The sequence below is a fragment of the Rufibacter aurantiacus genome, assembly GCF_017916345.1.
In the GTDB taxonomy this organism is placed as follows: Bacteria; Bacteroidota; Bacteroidia; order Cytophagales; family Hymenobacteraceae; genus Nibribacter; species Nibribacter roseolus.
In genome coordinates this window covers 198,001-220,402 of sequence record NZ_JAFMSV010000002.1, presented here as the reverse complement: position 1 = coordinate 220,402, position 22,402 = coordinate 198,001, and the positions used below count along the sequence as shown (strand labels likewise).

At 51.4% G+C, this 22,402-nt stretch carries 15 protein-coding genes; 6 read left to right on the top strand and 9 right to left on the bottom strand.

Going from position 1 to position 22,402, the window contains the following annotated elements; translation table 11 throughout:
* Window positions 1-84 precede the first annotated feature (84 nt).
* Window positions 85-1,269, bottom strand: coding sequence for a proline dehydrogenase family protein (locus J3P34_RS06345; protein ID WP_210487188.1), 1,185 nt, complete (start codon window positions 1,267-1,269; stop codon window positions 85-87).
* A gap of 118 nt (window positions 1,270-1,387) precedes the next feature.
* On the opposite strand from J3P34_RS06345, the gene J3P34_RS06340 reads away from it, so the two are divergent.
* The 4 genes from J3P34_RS06340 to J3P34_RS06325 all read left to right on the top strand — a co-directional run bounded on the left by J3P34_RS06340 (window position 1,388) and on the right by J3P34_RS06325 (window position 5,828).
* Window positions 1,388-2,482 (top strand): bifunctional 3-deoxy-7-phosphoheptulonate synthase/chorismate mutase type II, encoded by a 1,095-nt coding sequence (locus J3P34_RS06340; protein WP_210487186.1) that lies wholly within the window; start codon window positions 1,388-1,390, stop codon window positions 2,480-2,482.
* 161 nt (window positions 2,483-2,643) lie between these two features.
* Window positions 2,644-3,684: a 3-dehydroquinate synthase gene (gene aroB / locus J3P34_RS06335; RefSeq protein WP_210487184.1), complete on the top strand. Its 1,041-nt coding sequence runs from the start codon at window positions 2,644-2,646 to the stop codon at window positions 3,682-3,684.
* Window positions 3,681-4,922 carry a 3-phosphoshikimate 1-carboxyvinyltransferase gene (locus J3P34_RS06330; protein ID WP_210487182.1) on the top strand — a complete coding sequence of 414 codons (1,242 nt, stop codon included), beginning with the start codon at window positions 3,681-3,683 and terminating at the stop codon, window positions 4,920-4,922. The genes aroB and J3P34_RS06330 overlap by 4 nt, the downstream gene beginning before the upstream one ends.
* Before the next feature lie 348 nt (window positions 4,923-5,270).
* Entirely contained in the window at window positions 5,271-5,828 is a 558-nt protein-coding gene (locus J3P34_RS06325; protein ID WP_210487180.1) for a DUF4142 domain-containing protein, read from the top strand.
* A 90-nt stretch (window positions 5,829-5,918) separates the two neighbouring features.
* Here J3P34_RS06325 and J3P34_RS06320 read toward each other — a convergent pair whose 3' ends face one another.
* From J3P34_RS06320 to J3P34_RS06295, 6 genes are all read right to left on the bottom strand, one after another.
* Window positions 5,919-6,689: an ABC transporter substrate-binding protein gene (locus J3P34_RS06320; RefSeq protein ID WP_210487178.1), complete on the bottom strand. Its 771-nt coding sequence runs from the start codon at window positions 6,687-6,689 to the stop codon at window positions 5,919-5,921.
* Between the two features lie 190 nt (window positions 6,690-6,879).
* Window positions 6,880-7,452, bottom strand: a complete 573-nt coding sequence (locus J3P34_RS06315; RefSeq protein ID WP_210487176.1) for a GNAT family N-acetyltransferase — start codon at window positions 7,450-7,452, stop codon at window positions 6,880-6,882.
* A 219-nt stretch (window positions 7,453-7,671) separates the two neighbouring features.
* Complete coding sequence (locus J3P34_RS06310; RefSeq protein ID WP_210487174.1) at window positions 7,672-8,742, bottom strand: M42 family metallopeptidase; 1,071 nt, start codon at window positions 8,740-8,742, stop codon at window positions 7,672-7,674.
* A 206-nt stretch (window positions 8,743-8,948) separates the two neighbouring features.
* Complete coding sequence (locus J3P34_RS06305) at window positions 8,949-10,511, bottom strand: acyl-CoA carboxylase subunit beta (protein WP_210463861.1); 1,563 nt, start codon at window positions 10,509-10,511, stop codon at window positions 8,949-8,951.
* Between the two features lie 146 nt (window positions 10,512-10,657).
* On the bottom strand, window positions 10,658-13,255 hold the full coding sequence (locus J3P34_RS06300) for an ATP-dependent Clp protease ATP-binding subunit (RefSeq protein WP_246853579.1): 2,598 nt from the start codon (window positions 13,253-13,255) through the stop codon (window positions 10,658-10,660).
* Window positions 13,256-13,352: 97 nt separating this feature from the next.
* Window positions 13,353-13,970, bottom strand: coding sequence for a WbqC family protein (locus J3P34_RS06295; protein WP_210487172.1), 618 nt, complete (start codon window positions 13,968-13,970; stop codon window positions 13,353-13,355).
* A gap of 509 nt (window positions 13,971-14,479) precedes the next feature.
* Between J3P34_RS06295 and J3P34_RS06290 the strand changes: the two genes are divergently transcribed.
* Window positions 14,480-15,493 (top strand): LLM class flavin-dependent oxidoreductase, encoded by a 1,014-nt coding sequence (locus tag J3P34_RS06290; protein WP_210487169.1) that lies wholly within the window; start codon window positions 14,480-14,482, stop codon window positions 15,491-15,493.
* A gap of 195 nt (window positions 15,494-15,688) precedes the next feature.
* Complete coding sequence (locus J3P34_RS06285) at window positions 15,689-16,624, top strand: lysophospholipid acyltransferase family protein (protein ID WP_246853578.1); 936 nt, start codon at window positions 15,689-15,691, stop codon at window positions 16,622-16,624.
* Between the two features lie 161 nt (window positions 16,625-16,785).
* On the opposite strand, the gene J3P34_RS06280 is transcribed toward J3P34_RS06285, so the two are convergent.
* Both J3P34_RS06280 and J3P34_RS06275 read right to left on the bottom strand, forming a co-directional pair.
* Window positions 16,786-18,225, bottom strand: a complete 1,440-nt coding sequence (locus J3P34_RS06280; RefSeq protein ID WP_210487167.1) for a SusD/RagB family nutrient-binding outer membrane lipoprotein — start codon at window positions 18,223-18,225, stop codon at window positions 16,786-16,788.
* An 11-nt stretch (window positions 18,226-18,236) separates the two neighbouring features.
* Entirely contained in the window at window positions 18,237-21,452 is a 3,216-nt protein-coding gene (locus tag J3P34_RS06275; protein WP_210487165.1) for a SusC/RagA family TonB-linked outer membrane protein, read from the bottom strand.
* Window positions 21,453-22,402: the final 950 nt, after the last annotated feature.

The following is a 22,402-nucleotide window of genomic DNA, read 5'->3' as shown; positions in this document are numbered from 1 at the left end:
GACGCTTTTACTTTTTAGGTGAGTTCGTGAAAAAAGCGTTTGGGGCCTGTTTGCCAGAAAACAGGCCCCAAACGCTTTTCTGTTTTAGGCCTTGCGCTTGCGGCGCTCTAGTTCCTTTTTAACCAAAGAGAACTCGCGGCTGCTCTGGCCGGCAATGGCGGTGTTCTCGTCGGCGCGGCGCAGCAGGTACGGCATCACGGCCTCTACAGGGCCGTAGGGAACGTATTTGGCCACGTTGTAGCCGGCATGCGCCAGGTTGTAGGAGAGGTTGTCGCTCATGCCCAGCAACTGCGCAAAATAGATGCGCTCATCATTGGGCTGGATGTTGAACTCGTCCATTAGTTCTATGAGGTGGTAGCAGCTCTGCTCGTTGTGTGTACCGGCGCAGATGGCAATGCGGTCAATGTGCTCAAGGCAGAACCGCAGCGATTCATCGTACAGGGCATCGGTGGCTTCTTTGGTAGGGTTGATGGGGTTGTTTATGCCCCGCTGCTGGGCCACGCGGCCTTCTTTTTCCATGTAGGCACCGCGCACCAGTTTGCCGCCCAGGTAATAACCCTCGCGCTGGGCCCGCTCAAAGTCGCGCTTGATCACGTCCAGGCGGTCGTGGCGGTAGAGTTGGTAGGTGTTGTAGACTATGGGGCGCTCCTGGTTATAGAGTTCCATCATCTCGTAGCAGAGCTGGTCAATGGTTTCCTGCATCCAGCTTTCCTCGGCGTCAATGAACACACGCACGCCCCGCTCAAACGCGCGCTGGCAAATGGCTTTCACCCGGGCCCGTACCCGCCCGAAGGCTGCTTTCTCCTGGTTCGTGAGTTCTTGGTCTGTCTGGGCTTTGGCCAGCAGGGCAGAATCGGCTACGCCGGTCACCTTGAATACGCTGAACGGGATGTGGTTAGAGGTGGCCGCCATCTCAATGGTAGCGATGATTTCCTGCACCGTGTGGTCAAAGCTGGCCTCGTTGCTCTCGCCTTCCACTGAGTAGTCCAAAATGGTGCCTATGCCTGACCGGCCTAGTTTCTCAATAGTGGGTTTGCATTCCTGGATGGTCTCACCACCGCAGAATTGCTCAAAAATGCTTTTCTTAATAAGGAACTTCACCGGCAGGTTCCAGCTCAGCGCCTTTTTCATGAGGCCTCCGCCCATCTTCACCATGGAGTTGTTGTTCATGGCCGCAAACAGGAGGTAGGTTTTATAGAGTTCTGCATCAGATTTATCAGCGAACGCAATGGCGGTATCTTCAAAAGAAACTTTTAGTGCAGGAGTCATAGATTAAGTGCTACATTTAAGCTGTACAAAGATAACGTAAAAACGGTTGTTAGTTGTTTTTTAGGCGATTTGCGAAAACCACCTATGAACCGCTACCCTGTAACGCGTGCAATTGGCCATGGAACGGAAAAAAGAAAACAATTATTTTCACCAGCTGAGCAAGCTGCGCCGCCGACCATTGGTAATCGCCGGTCCGTGCAGCGCCGAAACCCGGGAGCAGGTCATGGATACGGCCCGTCAATTGAAAGACCTGCAGGCAGATATCTTCAGGGCCGGTGTCTGGAAGCCCCGCTCCAAGCCGGGTACCTTTGAGGGCGTGGGTACCGAGGGCATGAAGTGGCTCCACGAGGTCCGGCAGGAGTACGGTATTCCGGTGGCCACGGAGGTGGCGCGGCCTCACCACGTGGAAACCGCCCTCAAACACAACATTGACGTGCTCTGGATTGGCGCCCGCACCACCGTAAACCCCTTTGCGGTGCAGGAACTCGCCGATGCCCTGCGCGGCACCCAGGTGCCGGTCATGGTCAAGAACCCCGTGAGCCCTGATCTCAGCCTTTGGGCAGGTGCGGTAGAACGGCTCTGGGCTGCGGGCATTGAGGACGTGGCGGCCATCCACCGCGGGTTTTCGTCCTATGAGGTCACCCAGTACCGCAACGAGCCGCTCTGGCAGATTCCTATCCAACTCAAAGGCATGTACCCGTTTCTGCCAGTGGTGGTGGACCCCAGCCACATTGGCGGTCAGCCCGATCTGATTCTGCCCATTTCCCAGACCGGGCTGGACCTGAACTTTGACGGGGTCATGATTGAAACACACCCCAACCCTGCAGAAGCCCTCTCGGATGCCGAGCAGCAGATCACGCCTGAGGCTTTGGGTGAGATACTTGATAAACTGCAGGTGCGCAGCCTCCCTGATGCCGCTTTCATCAGCCGTACCGAGGAACTGCGCCAGAAAATTGACCGCGCCGACCGCGAGATCATTGAGGCCTTGGCGCGCCGCATGCGCCTGGTGGAGAAGATTGGTGAGGACAAGAAAGAGAATAACATTGCCGTATTGCAGCCGGAGCGCTGGAATAGCATTTTCGAGACCCGGAAAGAGTGGGCCCGCCAGATGCAGATCAACCCAGAGTTCGCCGCTGAACTGTATGAACTCATCCATCTGGAGTCTATCAGGGTGCAGACCGAGATTGTGGAAAAGAATTCTCCGAATCAGTAGGGAGGTTTTACCTGGCAGGCAGTACCTTGCAACCCAGAGGGGCAAGCGCATTCAGCGGGTTTTATTTTGATTCTCCCCAGACATTCCCTTTTTTAGAGGATTATCCGGTTTAGAGGCCGTTTTAAATAAATGGGCCGCTAAACGCATTAAACAGAAATACATTGACCGAAGAGATTTTCATAGGCCTCGAGGCCGTGGGGCAACTCAAAGATTTGTTGCAGAACCGGGCTTTCAAAAAGACGGTGGTGTTGGTAGACGAGAACACCCATCGGCACTGCTATCCGTTGCTGAAGTCCTTTTTGCCGGAAAACCATTACGTGGTGCAGATCCAGAGCGGCGAGGAGCACAAGAACCTAACCACCTGCGAGCACGTGTGGCGAGAACTCACTGACCAGAACCTGGACCGCTGGAGTTTACTCGTGAACCTGGGTGGCGGCGTGCTCACAGATCTGGGCGGCTTCTGTGCCAGCCTGTACAAACGAGGTATCCGGTTCGTGAACGTGCCCACCACGCTTTTGTCACAGGTAGACGCCAGCGTGGGCGGCAAGACCGGTATTGATTTCATGGGTTTCAAAAACCATATAGGTGTGTTCCAGGAGCCGTTGGCAGTGCTGGTGAACCCGGTGTTTCTGCAGACCCTGGACCTGCGGCAGATGAAATCTGGCTTCGCCGAGATCATCAAGCACTGGCTCATCATGGACGCCTACAAGTTCTATGAGCAGCGCTACATTGGCATGTTCACGGAGGACTGGACCGATCTGATCCGCCATTCCATCGACATCAAGTCACGCGTGGTCACCGCTGATCCGCTGGAGAACGGCTTGCGCAAGATCCTCAACTTCGGGCACACCATCGGCCACGCCGTGGAAAGCTTTTACCTGGAGAAACCCGGCCAGACCCTGCTGCACGGCGAGGCTATTGCCGTGGGTATGCTCTGCGAAGCCTGGCTCTCTACCCAGAAAGGGCTTTTGCCGCAGGAGGAGCTGGAGCAGATAGAGACGTTTATCCTGTCTATCTATGAAAAGGTGACCATTCCGGAGGCCGATGTTCAGGCCATCAGCCACCTTTGCCTGCATGACAAAAAGAACGACGGCGCCACCATTAACTGTACTTTGCTGCAGAAGATAGGGGAGGCCCTCTATGACAAACCTATTACATTACCCGAGGTACAGAGTGCCTTGCGCTATTACCAATTACTATGATTTCAGCTGCTGCCGTGCGCGTATCGCACCCCACGGGCGTGTTGCGCGGACGCGTGACCTTGCCAGCCTCCAAAAGCGAGGCCAACCGCGCCCTCATCATCCGGGCTTTGTCCGGGAAAGATTTCCCCATCCATAACCTGTCAGACGCCAACGATACCCAGCTCCTGAACCGGTTGCTCTCCACGCCCGTGGGGCAGGAGGTGAGCGCCGAGGATGCCGGCACCGTGATGCGTTTCCTGACCGCCTATTACGCCGCCACCGGCCAGCGGCTGACGCTAACCGGAACCCCGCGCATGTGCCAGCGGCCTATTGGCGTGTTGGTAGACGCGCTTCGGCAATTGGGGGCGCAGATTGAGTATCTGGGCCAGGAAGGCTACCCGCCGCTGCAGATGAACGGGTTTGAGTTCTCGGGCACGAACCAGCTATCAATTCGGGCCGATATCAGCAGCCAATACATTTCAGCACTGCTCATGATTGCGCCGCTGTTGCCGCAGGGCTTGGAATTGACATTAGAGGGAAAGATCGGCTCGGAGCCTTACATTAGAATGACCCTGGCCCAGATGGCGCACTTTGGCGTGCAGGCTACCTTTGAAGGCCAGCAAATATCTGTAGCCAAACAAGAATACCAGGCCAAAGAATATACCGTGGAGTCAGATTGGTCAGCAGCCAGTTACTGGTACAGCATCGCGGCGCTAGCCGGGGAGGCAGATCTTTTCCTGCCCGCGCTCCGCGCCGATTCCCTTCAGGGCGACAGCATGCTGCCGTCCTTGATGGCGCCTTTCGGGGTGCGGACCGCTTTTTCGGCGGAGGGTGTGCAGTTAACCAAGCAGCCGGTGCAGGAGCCTTTGGCCCGCATAGATTTCTTTGCCTGCCCGGACCTGGCCCAAACCGTGGCCGCCCTGGCCGCTGGCTTGGGCGTGGAAGTGGAGATGACCGGCCTGGAGAGTCTCCGGATAAAGGAAACCGACCGCATTGCGGCCCTGCAGATGGAACTGGTGAAATTAGGCGCGGAACTGCGCGAGGTTGCCCCAGACGTTTTCAAGGTGTTTCTCTTGAATCGGCCGCAAAATGAAGTCACCATCCATACCTACGAAGACCACCGCATGGCCATGGCTTTCGCGCCGCTGGCCCTGAAGGGTTCGCTGGTCATAGAAGAACCACGCGTAGTGCGGAAATCCTACCCGAGGTATTGGGACGTACTGCAAAAAGCCGGCTTTTCCGTGGAAGAAGTACGGTAAATAAGGAAGGAATAAAAAAAGAAGCCTTTTGCACCTGCAGAAGGCTTCTTTTTTTGCCCGCCGAATTGAGAGGATGAGCATGTCAAAGAGTGGCTTGTGTGGGTGGTATAGCTGTTTTTGAGTTGTTTTCTGTGAATTACCTCAAAAGCTTTATACTGTAAATTATCTTTGTATTATTGATTAAATTATAAATATAATATCAATATTCTGGTTGATTGTACTTGTATTTTTTTAATTTATTAATTATGAATTAGTAGGAATTAGCTAGTTGTATATGAACTTTTACAACATATGGTGCCGATGGTCGTTTAAAGGGGATAACAGGTAGAAGTACTAAAATATACGACTATGAAAAATATCAATGTTTGGATGCTGGCTTCATTGTTCTCTATGAGCAGTATGACATTGGTTTCTTGCAATAAAGTAGATAAAGAAGCCAGCGCCGCAGACCACCAGAAAGTAGAACAGTTCCTCAAGCAGGCCGCCACCAATGATAACTTCCAGTTGATGGCCGGTATGATGGCCGAAGACCAAAGCAAAAAAGGAGAAGTAGGCGCCTTGGGACAGAAAATCTACCATGTGCACTCCCGTACAACTCCCGTGCTGGCAGAAATAGCTAAAAAGAAAGCAGTGGAATTGCCGGCCCAAATGGGAAGCGAGAAAAAAGCACTGGTAGATAGCTTGGAGACTAAAAAAGGAGAGGAGTTTGACCAGACCTTCGCGAACCTGGAGGTGGAAGCCCATGAGGAGGCCATCGCCTTCTATGAGAAAGCCGATAAAGAAGTGAATGACCCAGACGTGCAGCAATTTATTGACCAGATCTTACCGGTCTTGAAAGAGCACCTGGCTGAGGCGCAAGAGTTGAAAAACGCCGTGGCGCAAGCCGATAAAACCACTAAACCCTAAGTAAATACTTGTCTAGTGAGAAAAGGCCCTTTGCATCTTGCAAAGGGCTTTTTTTATAATCGATTTTTAAGCTTAGAAAATTCTGAGGGCCTAAGAGGAGGAAACTTCCTTGATCAAGCGCTGGAGGTAAGGTGCAGAATGTAAGAGCCTGCTCCCGTACCAACTGAATAACTCACCATCTACTACTTTTACCAGCGCCTCGGGGCAAATGGCCTGGAACTCCGCGATGTGCTTCTCTTTAAATGGATAAGGCTCAGAGGAAAGCAGGATTAACTTAGGGTTTGCTTTCTGTAGTTGTGCTGCCGTCACCTCCGGGTACCTGGCCAGGTGCCCCAGTACATTCTCAAAGCCGCAAAGTGCCAGTATATGGTCAATGAAATTCTGGTTCCCAATGCCCATGTAAGGATTTCGCCAGATGAAATACGCAGTAGGTATGGCGGGAGCAGCTGGTGTTAAACCGGCGAATTGTTGCCGTAGTTGCTGCACTAATTCCGTGGCCTGTGTCTCTGTGTCGGTCACCTGCCCAATTCCCCTCATCATCTCAAAAGCGTCTTCCAGCGTGTAGATATCGCTCATGTAAACCGGGTATTTACCCTGTAGCCGCTCAATCCCCTCTTGGTAGTTTTCCTCTTTGTTCCCGATGATCAGGTCTGGTTCCAGTCTGTCTATGGCCTCAAAGTTGAAGTTCTTGGTTCCGCCAATCTTTTGTTTCTGTTTTACCTGCTCCTGGGGGTGAATGCAGAATTTAGTGACTCCCACCACGCGGTCACCCAAGCCCAAATGAAACAGCAGCTCGGTTTGGGAAGGCACCAGCGACACAATCCGGCGGGGCGGCTGCGGTAACTGGAGGCGGTGGTTCATCTGGTCAAGGAAAAGCACTTTTGTAGAATTAGGAATTAGGAATTAGGAATTAGGAATTAGGAATTAGGAATTAGGGTCATCTTGAAAGTGATCAAACCAAGCCTTCCTGGTTGTTGAATTTGGCAGATTTTCTTTTTAAGGCTGTTTTTGAAAAATCAGGTAGAAAATCAACTGCGATACCCTGCAATTTCTAGTTCCTGGTTTTTGATTGCCAATTGACTTCTCCGTTTTGAGTTCTCCATTCGTGGTCAAGCAGGGCGTAGACGTACGAATCGCACCAGTGACCTTTGATGAAGATGTTCTCCCTGAAATGGGCTTCGCGGCGCATGCCCAGTTTCTCCATGATGCGGTAAGAGCCAACGTTGCGTGGGTCACAGTCTGCCCAGATGCGGTGGAGTTGCAGGTCCTCAAACCCGAAGTGCATCAGCGCGCCGGCGGCTTCAGTGGTGTAGCCCTTGTTCCAATAAGTCTGATTCAGGATGTACCACAGTACCGCCTCCTCAGCGTCGTAGTCTACCTTCATGCCCACGCGGCCTATGAGCATATCGGTGGTCCGGAGTACAATGGCCAGGTCAATAAGTGTGCGCGGTTCCTCCCGGGCCTCTTCCAAGCATTGCCGAATGTACTCCTGGCTTTCTTTGCTGGAGCGCACCTCGCTGGTCTGGTATCGCATGACCTCCTCATTGGATTCATACAGGTTGGTGAAATGCCAGTCATCCTCCTTGAATTCGCGCAGCAAAAGCCGGGGGGTATGTATTTCCATGGTGGGGCAAAACGGTATCGCCAGTGAAGATAGATAATAAACAGTATTCTGCCGTGCTAAAAGTTTCCGTGGCCTATATGATGGTCACAATAGAATTGTTTAAGACCTGTTTTCCTGAAAACGGCCTTAAAGCAAAAGACCTGTAGGATTTGGAATCCCGCAGGTCTTTTGCTGTCTATTTGCTTTTAGGCCTTTTATTTGAAAACAAGTCCAAAACGCCTATTTCAGGTACCGGAAATCGTGGCCGCTTTGCAGTTGGATCAGGAAATGGTAGAACAGTTTGATGATGCTATCCACGTCATCTTTGTGCACGGTTTCCACGGTGGTGTGCATGTATTTCAATGGCAAAGAGATTAGGGCCGACGCCACACCTTCAGATGAATAGGCGAAGGCATCGGTGTCCGTGCCAGTAGCACGGGTGGCGGCGGCGCGCTGGAACGGAATCTCGTTTTTCTGGGCCACCTCAATAAGCATGTCCAGTACGTTGTTCTGTACCGCTGGGCCGTAAGTCAATACAGGTCCTTTGCCGCAGTGCAGATCTCCGTTGGTTTTCTTCTCATAACCTTGTGACTGCGTATCATGGGTCACATCGGTGATGATGGCCAGGTTTGGCTTGATGCGGTGCGCAATCATCTCGGCACCTCTCAGGCCGATCTCTTCCTGCACCGCATTTACGATGTATAATCCAAAAGGAAGCTTGTTTCCGTTCTCCTTGAGCATGCGGGCAACTTCGGCAATCATGAATCCTCCGATTCTGTTATCCAGAGCGCGGCCCACGTAGAATTTTTCGTTCATGGTCCAGAACTCATCGTCAAAGGTGACCACGCAACCTACGTGAATGCCCATGTCTTCAACCTCCTGCTTGTTGGCGGCGCCGCAGTCAAGGAAGATGGTTTCTACGGTAGGGGCTTTGTCCTGGTCTGGCTTGCGCACATGGATGGCCGGATACCCGAACACTGCTTTCACCATCCCTTTTCTGGTGTGGATGTTCACCCGCTTAGAAGGCGCAATCACGGCATCAGAACCCCCGTTCCGGCGCACGTAGATGTAGCCCTCAGGCGTGATATAGTTCACAAACCAGGCAATCTCATCGGCGTGGGCCTCAATGACCACCTTGTATTCTGCCTCGGGATTGATCACGCCCACCACGGTGCCGTACGTATCTACGAAATACTCGTCAATGTAGGGCTTGATGTAGTCTAACCACAGCTTCTGGCCCGATGACTCAAAGCCGGTAGGGGCTGCGTTGTTAAGGTAGGTTTGCAGGAATTCAAAGCTTTCTTCTCTCATAGCTTTCTGATTAGGTGGAGCAAAGCACTCTCCGATAGTTGTTTGTCAGTTGAAGTAGTATCTGGCTGGGGTGCTTTGAGGTCACCAACCAAGGGCGCAATTAAATATTGAATGCTTATTGGTGTATATCAGTCATTGGAGGATGGACTTGATATCCATTTGCTGGAAAAAAAAGCCTGGTTCTTAACCCATCCTCCAGTGGCTGTTTACAGCGGAATATTTCCGTGTTTTTTCTTTGGTAACTGGTCTACTTTGTTCTCCAGCATCTTAAACGCTCTGATCAATTTGGCGCGCGTCTCTGAAGGATAGATTACTTCGTCTACAAAGCCGCGGTGGGCAGCCCGGTACGGCGTGGCAAATTTCGCCTGGTACTCGGCCACCTTCTCGGCCAGTTTGGCCTCAGGGTCCTCAGCGGCGGCAATCTCACGTTTGAAGATGATCTCGGCGGCGCCTTTGGCTCCCATCACCGCGATCTCGGCGGTAGGCCAAGCGTAGTTCAGGTCAGCGCCTATGTGTTTGGAGTTCATTACGTCATAAGCACCGCCATACGCTTTTCTGGTGATGACGGTTACACGGGGAACGGTGGCCTCGCAGAAAGCATACAGTAATTTAGCGCCGTTGGTAATGATGCCGCGCCACTCCTGATCGGTGCCGGGCAGGAAGCCGGGTACGTCTTCCAGTACCAGCAGCGGAATGTTGAAGGAGTCACAGAAGCGCACGAAACGGGCGGCTTTGGTGCTGGCGTTGATGTCCAGTACCCCGGCCAGTACTGCCGGTTGGTTTCCTACGATGCCTATGCTGCGGCCTGCCAATCTGGCAAACCCCACTACAATGTTCTCCCCGAAGTTCTTGTGTACCTCCAGGAAAGAATCGGTGTCTATGATGCCCTCTATCACCTCACGAATGTCATAAGGCTGGTTGGGGTTCTCCGGCACTATGTTGTTCAGTACCTCTCGGGTCTCATCGGCTTTGGGTTCATATGGCAGGGCAGGAGGGAGTTCCTCGCAGTTCTGCGGCATGTAACTCAACAGCTGTTTGATGTTCTGGATGCAGACAACCTCATTGGCGCAGGAGAAATGGGTCACGCCGCTCTTGGTGCTGTGGGTGCTGGCACCACCCAGTTCTTCTGAGGTCACGGTCTCATGGGTCACCGTTTTCACCACGTTGGGGCCCGTCACAAACATGTAAGACGTGTCCTCCACCATGAGAATAAAGTCAGTGATGGCAGGGGAGTAAACGGCTCCCCCGGCGCATGGCCCCATAATGCCTGAAAGCTGTGGTATTACGCCTGAGGCCAGGGTGTTTTTGTAGAAGATATCGGCGTAGCCGCCCAGGGAAACCACACCTTCCTGGATACGGGCTCCGCCGGAGTCGTTGAGGCCAATCACGGGAGCGCCGTTTTTCATGGCCAAGTCCATGATCTTCACAATCTTCTCCGCGTGGGTCTCAGAAAGGGAGCCCCCGAATACGGTGAAATCCTGGGAGAAAACGTACACCAAGCGGCCATTTACGGTGCCGTAACCCGTTACCACCCCATCGCCTAAATAGTATTCTTTATCCAGGCCAAAGTCTTTTGACCGGTGCATCACAAACTTACCTATCTCTTCAAAAGAGCCTTCATCTAACAGCAAGTCAATGCGCTCACGGGCGGTGAGTTTGCCTTTTTTATGTTGGGCATCAATGCGCGCCTGGCCACCTCCTAAGAGGGCTTCGGCATTTTTGCGGTCTAATGTCTCAAATTTGCTATTCAGGTTATTCTGGTCTGACATTGAAGCACTTTGGTGTTGGTACAAGAAATCAAATTTAGGAAAGAATAGGGCAGTGAAAAATAATTGTTAATATTTTCTCACATCTTGTTTAAAAGCAAAAAAGGCTGACAGTTTGTCTGTCAGCCTTTCCAATTATGAATAATCAATTAGTCTTTCTTCTTGCCATCAGTAGGCGTGGTTTCTTCCTCAGAAGAAGCCGGAAGATCGTCAGAGGTATCTGGAGTTGCATCCTCGTTCTTGCGGTTAGAGAATGTAAGCTCTTCTTTGCCTTCTTCGTAGTCAATCACGATGGTGTCTCCCTGGGCTAATTCAGCTTTCAGGATTTCCTCCGCAATTGGATCTTCCATATACTTGGTGATGGCACGGTTCAACGGACGGGCACCATACTTAGAGTCATATCCTTTCTCGGCCACAAAGTCTTTGGCCTTGTCAGTGATCTCAATGGTATAACCCAGCGTTTTGATGCGGGTCAACAGCTTGGCAAGGGAGATATCAATGATTTTATGGATATCTTCTTTCACCAGTGAGTTGAACACGATCACATCATCCAGACGGTTCAGGAACTCAGGAGAGAACGTTTTCTTCAAGGCAGAAGCAATGGTGCCTTTCATGATATCGTCCATGTTCTCCTGGCGGGTTTTGGTGGCGAAACCAACCCCAGCCCCGAAGTCCTGCAAGTCACGGGCCCCAATGTTGGAGGTCATGATGATGATGGTGTTTCTGAAGTCCACCTTACGGCCTAAACCATCGGTCAACACACCGTCATCCAGTACTTGCAAGAGCAGGTTGTATACGTCTGGGTGCGCTTTCTCAATCTCATCCAGCAATACCACAGAGTATGGCTTGCGGCGGATTTTCTCTGTCAGCTGACCACCTTCTTCGTAACCTACGTAGCCTGGAGGCGCTCCCACTAAGCGAGATACGCTGAATTTCTCCATGTACTCACTCATGTCAATACGCACCAGGGCGTCTTCTTTGTCAAACAGGTAGGTAGCCAGCACTTTGGCAAGCTCTGTTTTACCAACCCCTGTAGGGCCTAAGAACACGAATGAACCGATAGGGCGTTTTGGATCTTTCAAACCAACGCGGGTTCTCTGGATGGCTTTCACCAACTGCTGAATCGCTTTGTCCTGGCCAATCACTTTGCCTTTCAACTCTTCGCCCATGTTCAAAAGCTTGAGGCTTTCTTTCTGCGCGATACGTTTCACCGGAATACCCGTCATCATGGCGATTACCTCGGCCACGTTTTCTTCTTTCACGGCGTAACGTTTCTTTCTAGTCTCCTCTTCCCAGCTTTTCTTAGCGGCGTCAAGTTGATCTAAAAGTTTCTTCTCTTTGTCACGCAGTTGGGCAGCCTCTTCATATTTCTGGCTTTTCACCACGCGGTTCTTCTCGTCCTTGATATTCTCAATCTGCTGTTCCAGGTTAAGGATATCCTCAGGCACCACAATGTTGTTGATGTGCACGCGGGCACCGGCCTCATCCAGAATGTCAATGGCTTTGTCTGGTAAGAAACGGTCGCTCATGTAGCGGTCGCTCAACTTCACACAGGCCTCAATGGCTTTGTCTGAATAGGTCACGTGGTGGTGATCTTGGTACTTGTCTTTGATGTTGTGCAGGATCTCAATAGTTTCCTCTGGGGTAGTAGGATCTACCATCACAATCTGGAAACGACGAGCCAGGGCACCATCTTTCTCAATGTACTGACGGTACTCGTCAAGCGTAGTAGCGCCGATGCATTGGATTTCGCCACGGGCCAGCGCAGGTTTGAACATGTTTGAGGCATCCAGAGATCCAGAAGCTCCACCAGCACCCACAATGGTATGCAGCTCATCAATGAACAGGATCACGTCCGGAGATTTCTCTAGTTCGTTCATCACGGCTTTCATACGCTCTTCAAACTGACCGCGGTATTTAGTACCGGCCACCAAAGAGGCCAAATCTAAGGTTACCACCCGTTTTCCGAAAAGTACACGAGAAACCTTCTTCTGGATGATGCGCAGCGCAAGACCCTCGGCTATAGCGGTTTTACCCACGCCAGGCTCCCCAATCAGGATTGGGTTGTTTTTCTTACGACGGCTCAATACCTGAGCCACACGCTCAATTTCTTTTTCACGACCCACAATAGGGTCTAATTTGCCTTCCTCGGCCAATTTAGTCAGATCACGACCGAAGTTGTCCAGCACCGGAGTGCGGGATTTCTCGGCACCCTTCTTGGCGGCTGAGCCAGCACCTCCCTTAGAGGAAGAGCCAAAGAGTTTGTCGTTATCATCGTTGTCATCGGTATCTGAGGAGGCGAGAGGGTTGTTAGCATGATAGTCTAACGAATCCCGGATAGCTTCATAGTTCACGTTGAATTTGGCTAAGGTTTGCGATGAAATATTATCCTCATCCCGCAAAATAGACAGCAGCAGGTGTTCTGTACCTATGATGTCAGACTTGAAGATTTTAGCCTCCAAATACGTTATTTTCAGGACCTTCTCCGTCTGTTTAGTAAGCGGAATACTACCAGTTATATTGGTGTTAGGGCTGGCGGTGTTTTTGGTTGCCTGCTCAAGCGCATACTTAAGCTCTTCCATTGGTACCCCCAGTTTTTTAAGCAAAGCGATAGCCGTACCTTCTCCTTCGCGGATCATTCCCAGAAGCAAATGCTCAGTGCCAATATAATCATGCCCCAAGCGGATGGCTTCCTCGCGACTGAGAGAGATTACCTCTTTCACTCTATTTGAGAATTTGGCTTCCATGTAAGTTCTTGTCTAGTAAATAGTTGTTGTGCGATTACTGCAACTGTGTTGCCAAGGCTACGCATTAAAAAATTAACAAAATGAGTGGGGCAAATGTTCAACAGAAATCCACGGGATTCTGTAAATATATAGATGCCTCGGGGCCAAGGTTAAACAACAAATCCAGTATACTCAGGTTTATTGCAAATTGTTTGCCAAACACCTGCCGGTATGGCATAAGGCGCAAATTGTCAGGCTCCTTCTTGGGATGAAGTTCCCCGCGCCAATCCAACACCGGTGCCTCATAGGTTTTAACATACGTTTGAGTGAGGCCCAGGGGTTTCTTTAGCTTCAGGAATTTAACGAAAAGTTTCATCAAATCCATATTCAGCTGGAAAAGCAGAGCTGGCTTCTGGTCATAGATGTCCTTGAGGTAGTCTGCATAGAACTCAAAGAAGGGCGCATTACCGTAGGCGCTCTGGATGGTGCGCCAATGAATGTCCATCCAGCGCTGGCTATAGTCAATCTCCAGTTCCGTCATCAGCGTCTTGCTGTTGCCTTTCACCACGGGCACTGACAGTGGCACCACGCCCTGCGCCGTGAGGATGTGGCACCGGTTGCGGTAACTCTGTTTCTGGTAATGCTCATGGGCCTCAAACAATAATTCATCGGCTTCAAAAGCCTTCTGAAAATAGAGGATGCTGGGGTTGTAGTGTAGCTCGGTTAATAACTGCATGCAATGGATTATGGAACGGCTGCAAGTAAAGGAAAAATCCCAAACTTGTACGGCCACCTACGGTGACTTTGAAGAAACTTCCCTGCTTTTGCCCGGCCTGACTATCTAGGACCCGGTTCAATTTTTTCCCAGGCTGATGTTTGCCTAAGCCAGGAATAGAACTATTGTTGTACTCCCTGGTCTACGATTAACGGATGAACCCTTGTCCAAGGAAAGAAACTTGTTTGGTCTTTTTTGCAGGTTTCCAGTGTTTTGGGACGGTGATATGCGTTTTCTGCCCGACTAAATGTAACAATACGGCGGTGAAACTTGGTTCCCGGATATTTTCTATTTTCCAGATGTCTCGTCTTGTACCGGTATAAGGCTTGTTTTCTGAAAAACAGGGCTGAAACCGCAAGGTAGTTTCCTAAAGGTAACGGCCTTGGGCAGGCAGGGAAGAACTTTCTGCGGGTACATTTGCCTTTTAGTAGATCATCCGTACAAAAGGACTGACTAGATCAGATTACATTATGCCTACTAAAAAATTATCAGATATATCCGTTTCCGTGCTGGACTTAGTGCCCATTCAGGAAGGAAAAACAGCCGCAGACGCCATTAAGAACGCCGTTGACCTGGCGCAACACGTGGAGAAATGGGGATACAGACGCTTCTGGATGGCCGAGCACCATAACTTTCCGGGTATCGCGAGTTCCGCTACCGCCGTGTTGATTGGCCATATTGCCCGGGAGACCTCTAGTATTAGGGTGGGTTCTGGCGGTATTATGCTGCCCAACCATGCGCCGTTGGTGGTGGCAGAGCAGTTCGGGACCCTGGCTACGCTTTTCCCGGGTCGTATTGATCTGGGGCTTGGCCGGGCGCCTGGCACCGACGGCTTAACCGCCATGGCCCTTCGCCGTGACCAGCACCAGTCAGTAGATGAGTTTCCGCAGAACGTGGTGGAAGTGTATAACTACCTGGGAGACCCAGACCCTTCTTCTAAGGTGCGCGCCGTACCGGGCGAGGGAACCTATGTGCCCATCTGGATTTTAGGGTCTAGTACTTTCGGTGCGCAGCTGGCCGGTATGTTAGGGATGCCGTACGCGTTTGCCAGCCACTTTGCACCCACCATGCTGCACCATGCCATCCAGGTGTACCGAGACAGCTTCAAGCCGGTAGGTAGCCTGAAGGAGCCGTACGTGATGGCCGGTGTGAACGTAATCGCCGCCGACACAGACGAAAAAGCTGACTATCTGGCCACTTCCATGTACCAGTCTTTCCTGGGGGTGATCAGGGGAACCGCTGGTTTAATGCAACCTCCCGTGGAAAGCATGAATGGCCTCTGGGATGCTTCTGAGCAATATGCGGTGCAGAACATGCTGCGTTGCTCTTTTGTAGGCAGCCCCGAGAAAGTGAAAGACGGCTTGCAGAAGTTTGTGGATCAGACGCAGGTAGATGAGGTGATCGTGGCTAGCAGTATTTATGACCATGCCGCCCGCCTGCATTCTTATGAGCTCACCTCAGATTTTTTCAAGAAGTCTGTCTAACGTTGCAGATAAAAAAAGATGTATACGGCTCTCTGCACAGGTTGGCGATAACCAAAGACCTGCGCAGAGAGCCGCTTTGTTTTACAAACAGGTTAGGAAGAATCAATTAGGTTCTATCAAGGGAAATCTGCAAGAGGGTATTACCTTTGCAGGCGTTGAAAGCGGCTTGGCTGTTTTCGGCTTGTTTTTCAGAAAATGCAGTTAAAACCAGCCACATCCTCTTTTACCCGCCCCAACCTTAAACTCAGCCAGCTTCCGTTCTGGTGGCTGTTGAAGGGGATTTCCCTTGTGCCGTTTCCGGTGCTGTACGCCTTTTCCACGTTCCTGTACCTGGTGCTATACCGGCTTATTGGGTACCGGAAGAAAGTGGTGCGGCAGAACCTGGAAAGGTCTTTTCCGGGTAAAAGCCCCGCCGAACTCCAGAAAATAGAGAAGCAGTTTTTCCTGAACCTCACCGATCTCATCGTGGAGTCGCTGAAGCTGATTTCCCTTACTCCGGCTCAGTTGAAGGAGCGGCTTGTATACAAAGGCCATGAAAAGGTGGAGGCGCAGGTGGCCACTGGCAACACGGTGCTCATGCTGGGCGCTCATCTGGGCAACTGGGAATACATGTCGGCGGCGAGCCAAATCATTTTCAAGGCCCCGGTAGATGGCGTGTATAAACCTCTGGCCAGTTCTTTCTTTGATGAGTTCATGAAGTTCATGCGCGGGCGCTTCGGCATTAACCTGGTGCGCATGAAGGACACCCTGCGACATCTGATCCGGCACAAAGCGGAGCACCGCATCTTTACCTTGCTCTCTGACCAGGTACCGCCCTACGGCGAAATCCAGTATTGGACCACCTTTCTGCACCAGGATACGCCTTTCTACGTGGGGGCCGAGAAACTCCGTACTTCCTTTAAATTCCCCGCCTACTTTGTGGGGATGCGTCACCTCAAGCGCGGTTACTACGAGATAGAATTTCAGGAACTGTTGCCGGCCCCAACCCCCGAGGAACCACAGGAAGGATTTCTGCTTACCGATGCCTTTGCCCAAAAGCTACAAGCCTGGGTAGAACGGTATCCGGCAGATTACCTGTGGTCGCACAAACGCTGGAAGCACAAGAAACCCAACCCCGAATTGGAAGCGTAAACAGATGCCCTGTGCCAGAGCATTTCAATCTCTTTTGGGCTCGTTTTTCCAAAATCAGGCTTAAAATGCCATCAACATTAGGGTATCTCTCTTTGACAAAAAAGCCCCGGCTGCCAAAACAGCCGGGGCTTTTTACACTTGGGTTTAGTTTATCTCAAAGATCAGTCTACATCCCAGAAAACCCTGGTTGTGACCACATCACCGCCAATGGCCGCAGCGGCCGCCGTGTAGTTGGCATTGTTCAGGTTCTGCTCGGTGGCCGGATATGGGAAGCGGAGCGGAATCTCTGATTGGGCCAGCGGCGGAGCCACCAATTGAGGGTAGTCCAGGCGGCGCCATTCTTTCCAGCCTTCCACGGGTTGGTTATACAGCGCAATCCATTTCTGCATGCCTATGCTTTGTCTCCAGTTGGTGGTGTTGAGCATCACCTCGGGTTGTTGCAGATAGGCGGTGGCCTCGGCCTGGGTGCCGCCCCAGTCATTCACAATAGAGGAAGTGATGGCCGCAGTGTAATGCTCCTCAGGGTTACCGGGTACATTGAAGCCTCTCAAGGCAGCCTCTGCTAGTAGAAACTCCACCTCGGTGTAAGACAAGAGAATGCCAGGCGCATCTGGCTCCCGCACCAGGTCACTGGGCTGGGCCACATCTACGTAGTTGTTGAGGTCTCCGTAGACACCGCCCACAAATTCACCTTCGTTTTCCCCTTCAGGGGCAGGTCTGAAAAACTCGTCGAGCCGGGGATCTTCCCAATCTACCAGGATATCAATGAAGGTGTTGGCCGCCACGTTGTCGTCCCGTTGGCGCAACTCGTCATAGACGGGGTTGGCGGTTGGCACGTTGGGCGTGTAAGGCAACTCAGCATCATCGTCGCTGGAGGTAAACACGTTTGGCGCTGCCTCTTCCACTATGGTCCGCGCTTTGGTCGGGTTAGCATCTGCAATGGTAATGCCCATTCTCAGCTTGAGGGAGTTCGCGAATTTAAGCCATTTCTCCAGGTCTCCGCCGTAGAACAGGTCGGCGTTGCCCAACCCGGCATTGTCTGAGTTCTGGGAGAGGCTGTTAATGGCGGCATCTAACCGGGTGAATAAATCATTGTAGATGGCCACATCATCATCAAACACTGGCTGCACGTTGTTAATGTCCAGGGCCTGGGAATAAGGGATGTCACCGTAGGTGTTCACCAAGACGGTCCAGGCATAGACTTCCAGCACCTCGATACAGGCCAGTTGGCTGGCTTTCAGATCAGGGGCCAGTACATTATTGGCCGTGATAAGGGTTTTGGCTTCCCTTAGGTCAGAAAGCACATCGCGGTAGAGAATGGTCCAAAAGAACCGGTTGATCTCGCGGGTGTTGATGTTGTACTGGCTTTCATCTGGGTACTGGGCTGCGGCCCAATGCTGCACATAATACCTGAAGACATTGGTATTATAGTCTGGGGTAGTAATGACATTGGTTAAGTTGAACTGCGCATTGCTCACCAGGGTGCCGGGTGGCACGTCTGTGGCCCGTTTGGGGTCTAAGTTGTAATCGTCGTCCAGGTCGTTTACGCAGGAGGTGGCCAGGAACAGAGACGCTAAGCTGTATAGAAATATCTTTTTCATGGTCTTCTTCATTAGAATTGGAACCTTAAGTTGAAGCCTATGTTGCGGGGAGTTGGATAAGCACCGCTCAGGTAGCCCTGGCCTAAGTTACCAGCCCCAAAGCCTGCTTCCGGATCAGAATAAGGTACATCTTTGTCAATGATCCAGAGGTTACGGCCTACCACAGACACATCAATGCCCTTGAAGACTTTCAGGCGGGAGATGAGCCGCTGGGGTAGGGTGTAGGTCAGAGAGGCCTCGCGCAATTTCACAAACCCGGCACCGTACACGTGGAATTCGTTAGGAGTATAGTACCCCAGCACCCCTTCGGTGTTTTCTACCCTTATGTCATTGGGCGATCCATCTTCCTTCACACCCGGTAAGATGATACCCCCGCCCTCAGAGATGGGAAGCCGTGAAGGATTGCCCAGGTCATTCAGGCCTGCCGTTTCAGGGTAAAGCCCGGTTCCGAACCCATAGTAGGTATCCAGGTTGAACAGTTCGCCTCCCTTGCGGATGTCAATGAGGAAGTACAGGGAGAGCCCTTTGAAAGAGAAGGTGTTGGAGATACCGCCCAGCCAGTCTGGGTTAGGGTTGGCGATCTCTTTGGTAGGGTCTGATAGCATATAGGCACCATTTTCATCTACTATGCGGCCGCCGTTTTCATGCAGCACAAAGCCTTGGCCCCGGAGAATACCAAATGGCCGACCAACCGCGGCGTTGGAAGTAATACCGCTTTGGTAGTTAGCCAGAATCATATTTTCTCCTTCGGCCAGCGCCACCACTTCGTTCCGGTTGTGAGTCCAGTTAAGGTTCAGGTTCCAGGAGAAGACATCGTTCTTGATGGGTTGGAACCGGAGGGCTGCCTCCACACCGCGGTTTTCCACTTCGCCGGCATTCACGTATTTGAAGGTATACCCCGTAGACGCAGACACAGACACAGGCAGAATCTGGTTAATGGTATTGGACTTGTACACCGTTACCTCAAAACCTAAGCGGTTGTCCAGGAAAGCCGTTTCCAGACCTATTTCTGAACTTTTGGTTCTTTCTGGTTTCAGGTCTGGGTTATAGCGGGTATTGGGCACGGAGTACAGCGGAATGCCCCCGAAAGTGCCAATAGGTTCGTCTATTTCCTCGTCCTGCTTGTTGTAGTACTTATTAGTAGCGGCAAAAGGCGCGTCATTGCCTACTTCTGCATAGTTGGCCCGCAGTTTAGCATAAGATAGCCAGTCTTGTTTTAGCACTTCAGAGAAGACAAAGCTCAACGCCACAGAGGGGTAGAAGTAGGAGTTATTGCCTCTTGGCAGGGTAGAGGACTGGTCTCTTCTGGCAGATAGATCCAGGAACACCATCTCCCGGTAACCTAAAGTGGCGTTGGCGAAGATGCCATCCACGGCCCGTCTCAGTTCACTTTCCAGAGGTGGTTGGAGCAGGTTCAAAGAGTTGGACAAGGCGTACAGCCTAGGCACCACCAAGCCCCCACTGGTAGATGCCCGGATAGAGTTCAGTCTTGACCTTCTCAGGTTAAGACCTACCAGACCCCTGATGTTGAAAGCCTCCGTGAAGTTGCGGTCAAAGTTGGCGAACAAATCAAAGTTGAACTCCCTGAAGGTTCTGTTAAACCGGGTGTAGTTAGGGTCCTGGTCATTGGTGGTGCTTCCTATGGCAAAACGTTCTTCCTGCAGTTCATCATAGGTGTCCAGGGAAAAGCGGGCGGTGAGATCCAGCCATTCGGTGAACTTGTAATTGGAAGCTATGTTCCCAAAGGTGCGGTACCGCTCATCGTTCTGGAAGTTTTCATAGCGGGTCCAGTACACGTTGTCATGGTACGCAGCGGTGAGGTTAGAAGGGCTTCGCCAGTTCCAGGTAATATTCTGCCGGTTCCGGAAATAGGCTTCTTCTTGCTCTTTCAGGTCAACGTTGGTCTGGAACCATTGCCGGAAACCCAGCATAGGGTTGATGGAGTTGTACCCAGACCCATAGCGACCCAGGCCTTCCTGTTGGGTGAAGTTCACCCCGGCGCTGGCAGACAGTTTACTGGTCAGGTTCAGAGAGCCGGCAAAGTTGATCATGTTCTTGGATATCTCGCTGTTGGGCAGAATCCCTTTGTCTTCGTTGCGGGTATAACCTAGTTTGAAGTTGGCTTTTTCATTGCCCCCGTCAATAATGATACTGTTGTTGTAGGATACCGCAGTCTCAAAGAAATATTCGGGTCCGTTTTCGGCGGCTACCCAGGGGCGGGGCTTTTGGTAGTTTGGCGAGGCGGGGTCAAAGGCGTCCCACTGGTACACCAGCAGGTTGGGATCAAACGGGTAGCCGTAAGAGGCATCATCGCCCATGCGTACCACATTATCCAGGGTGCCGTCTCCGTTCACATCAAACCTGGACCATCTCATGACATAACCCGCCCCGTATTCCTTCTGGTATTCCGGAAAGGTCTTTTTGTCAATGGTGCCAACGGTGAGGCCGCTGTTGAGGGTAACCCCCAAACCCCGCTTGCCTTTTTTAGTGGTGATGAGGATCACCCCGTTGGCAGCCCTGGAACCATAGAGGGCGGTGGCCGCGGCGCCTTTCAGCACACTCATAGACTCAATGTCATCTGGGTTAATGTCTGAGGCAGGGTTACCGTAGTCAAAGCCGCCCCGTCCGGTGCTCTGGTCAAGCGTGTTGGAGACATCGTTGCTGATAGGAACCCCATCAACCACAAACAAGGCCTGGTTATTTCCGGTCAGGGATTTGGTGCCCCTGATCACCACGTTAGCAGAGCCGCCCATGGTATTGGTTTGGGTTACCGCTAGGCCTGCCACTTTCCCGGAGAGGGAGTTGACCATGTTGGGGTTGCGGGCCGCCGTAACCGTATTGCCTTCCAGCTGGGTTGCGGCATAGGGGAGGGAGTTGCGGCTTCTTTCTACACCTAAGGCGGTCACCACCACCTCGGTGAGCTGGGTGGCATCAGAAACCAAGGCTACGTTGATGGTGGTAGCACCGCTCACGGCCCGTTCTAAGGCCTTGTAGCCAATAAAGCTGAAGACAAGCGTAGCGTTCTGGTCTGGTACCGTGAGGGAGTAAGTGCCCGTAACGCCGGTGGAGGTTCCAACCTGGGTTCCTTTTACAACAACTGAAACTCCAGGAAGAGGGGTTCCGTCATCTGCGGAAGTCACCGTACCTGAAACAGTGACGGCTTGTGCCCACACCTGACTCATAAAGCAGGCAAGGACCAGCAGGGTAAGTAGTAAGCATTTTTTCATGGGGGTAAATAGATTTTGTAAACATTGTGTGTTTTGGTTTGGATGGAAGAGGATTGAACACGTCCCGGTTAGATAGTGCTAACCGGTGGGGAGGAGCCAATGAGAGGATATGGATTTTACATAAAATCTATATCGTTCTTTTTTAAGCCATATAAATCTATAGATTTTTTTAATGAGATAAAAGTTGCACGTGTGGATAAATAAAATAAAAAATATATAGTGATTGCTTTGTGTTTTCTAAGCTGGTGGTGGGCTATATGCTTCAAAAACAAACAGTTGTTGTGGCAGCGTGAAGCGTTTTGGTTTGCGGGCTGTTTTTGGAAAATGTCTCTTAAACGAAGTTTATCAGTATGCAGGACGGGAAGACAAGCTCCGTGGGTCTGTAGACGGTCAAATCTTAGGGCTTAAGAAATTTAACAATTTCTGTGCGTATTCCTTATAACTTTTTTCTGAAAATATGGTAATAGGAGTATAGCTCTAACTATATAAAGCTAAAAGTTTCCAGATCTGGGAAGCTTTAACGGGCAAACAATAACCAACATCAACACTCAGTACAGTAATAAAGTAAAGGCCGGTAAGAAAGCAACTGCGCCAGATAGCCACCAAAAAGCCCGTAAGTTCATATTGGACCTCCGTATTGGTGCCCTCTCTCAAAGGGGGACGGATGGATAGCTGCGGAAAATAAGTTTCACTACCCCAACTCAAAAATCATGGAACGCCTGGTTTGAAACAGGCCTGCCAATGCCTGGTATGGGCATTGTGGCTTCCGTTATCCGGGACCAACCGGGGCAGGTGCCTCTATGTCTTCTGGCTTGCCCATGATGTTCAGGACCGGTGCCCTTCTAACCCCGTCATCTGCTGACCCCGCGTCTATGGCTCGCTGAATCATCTCTGAAAGTAATTCAAAGCAAGGGTACTTGTGTGTGTCTGTAAGTTCTGTCTGTATTCAT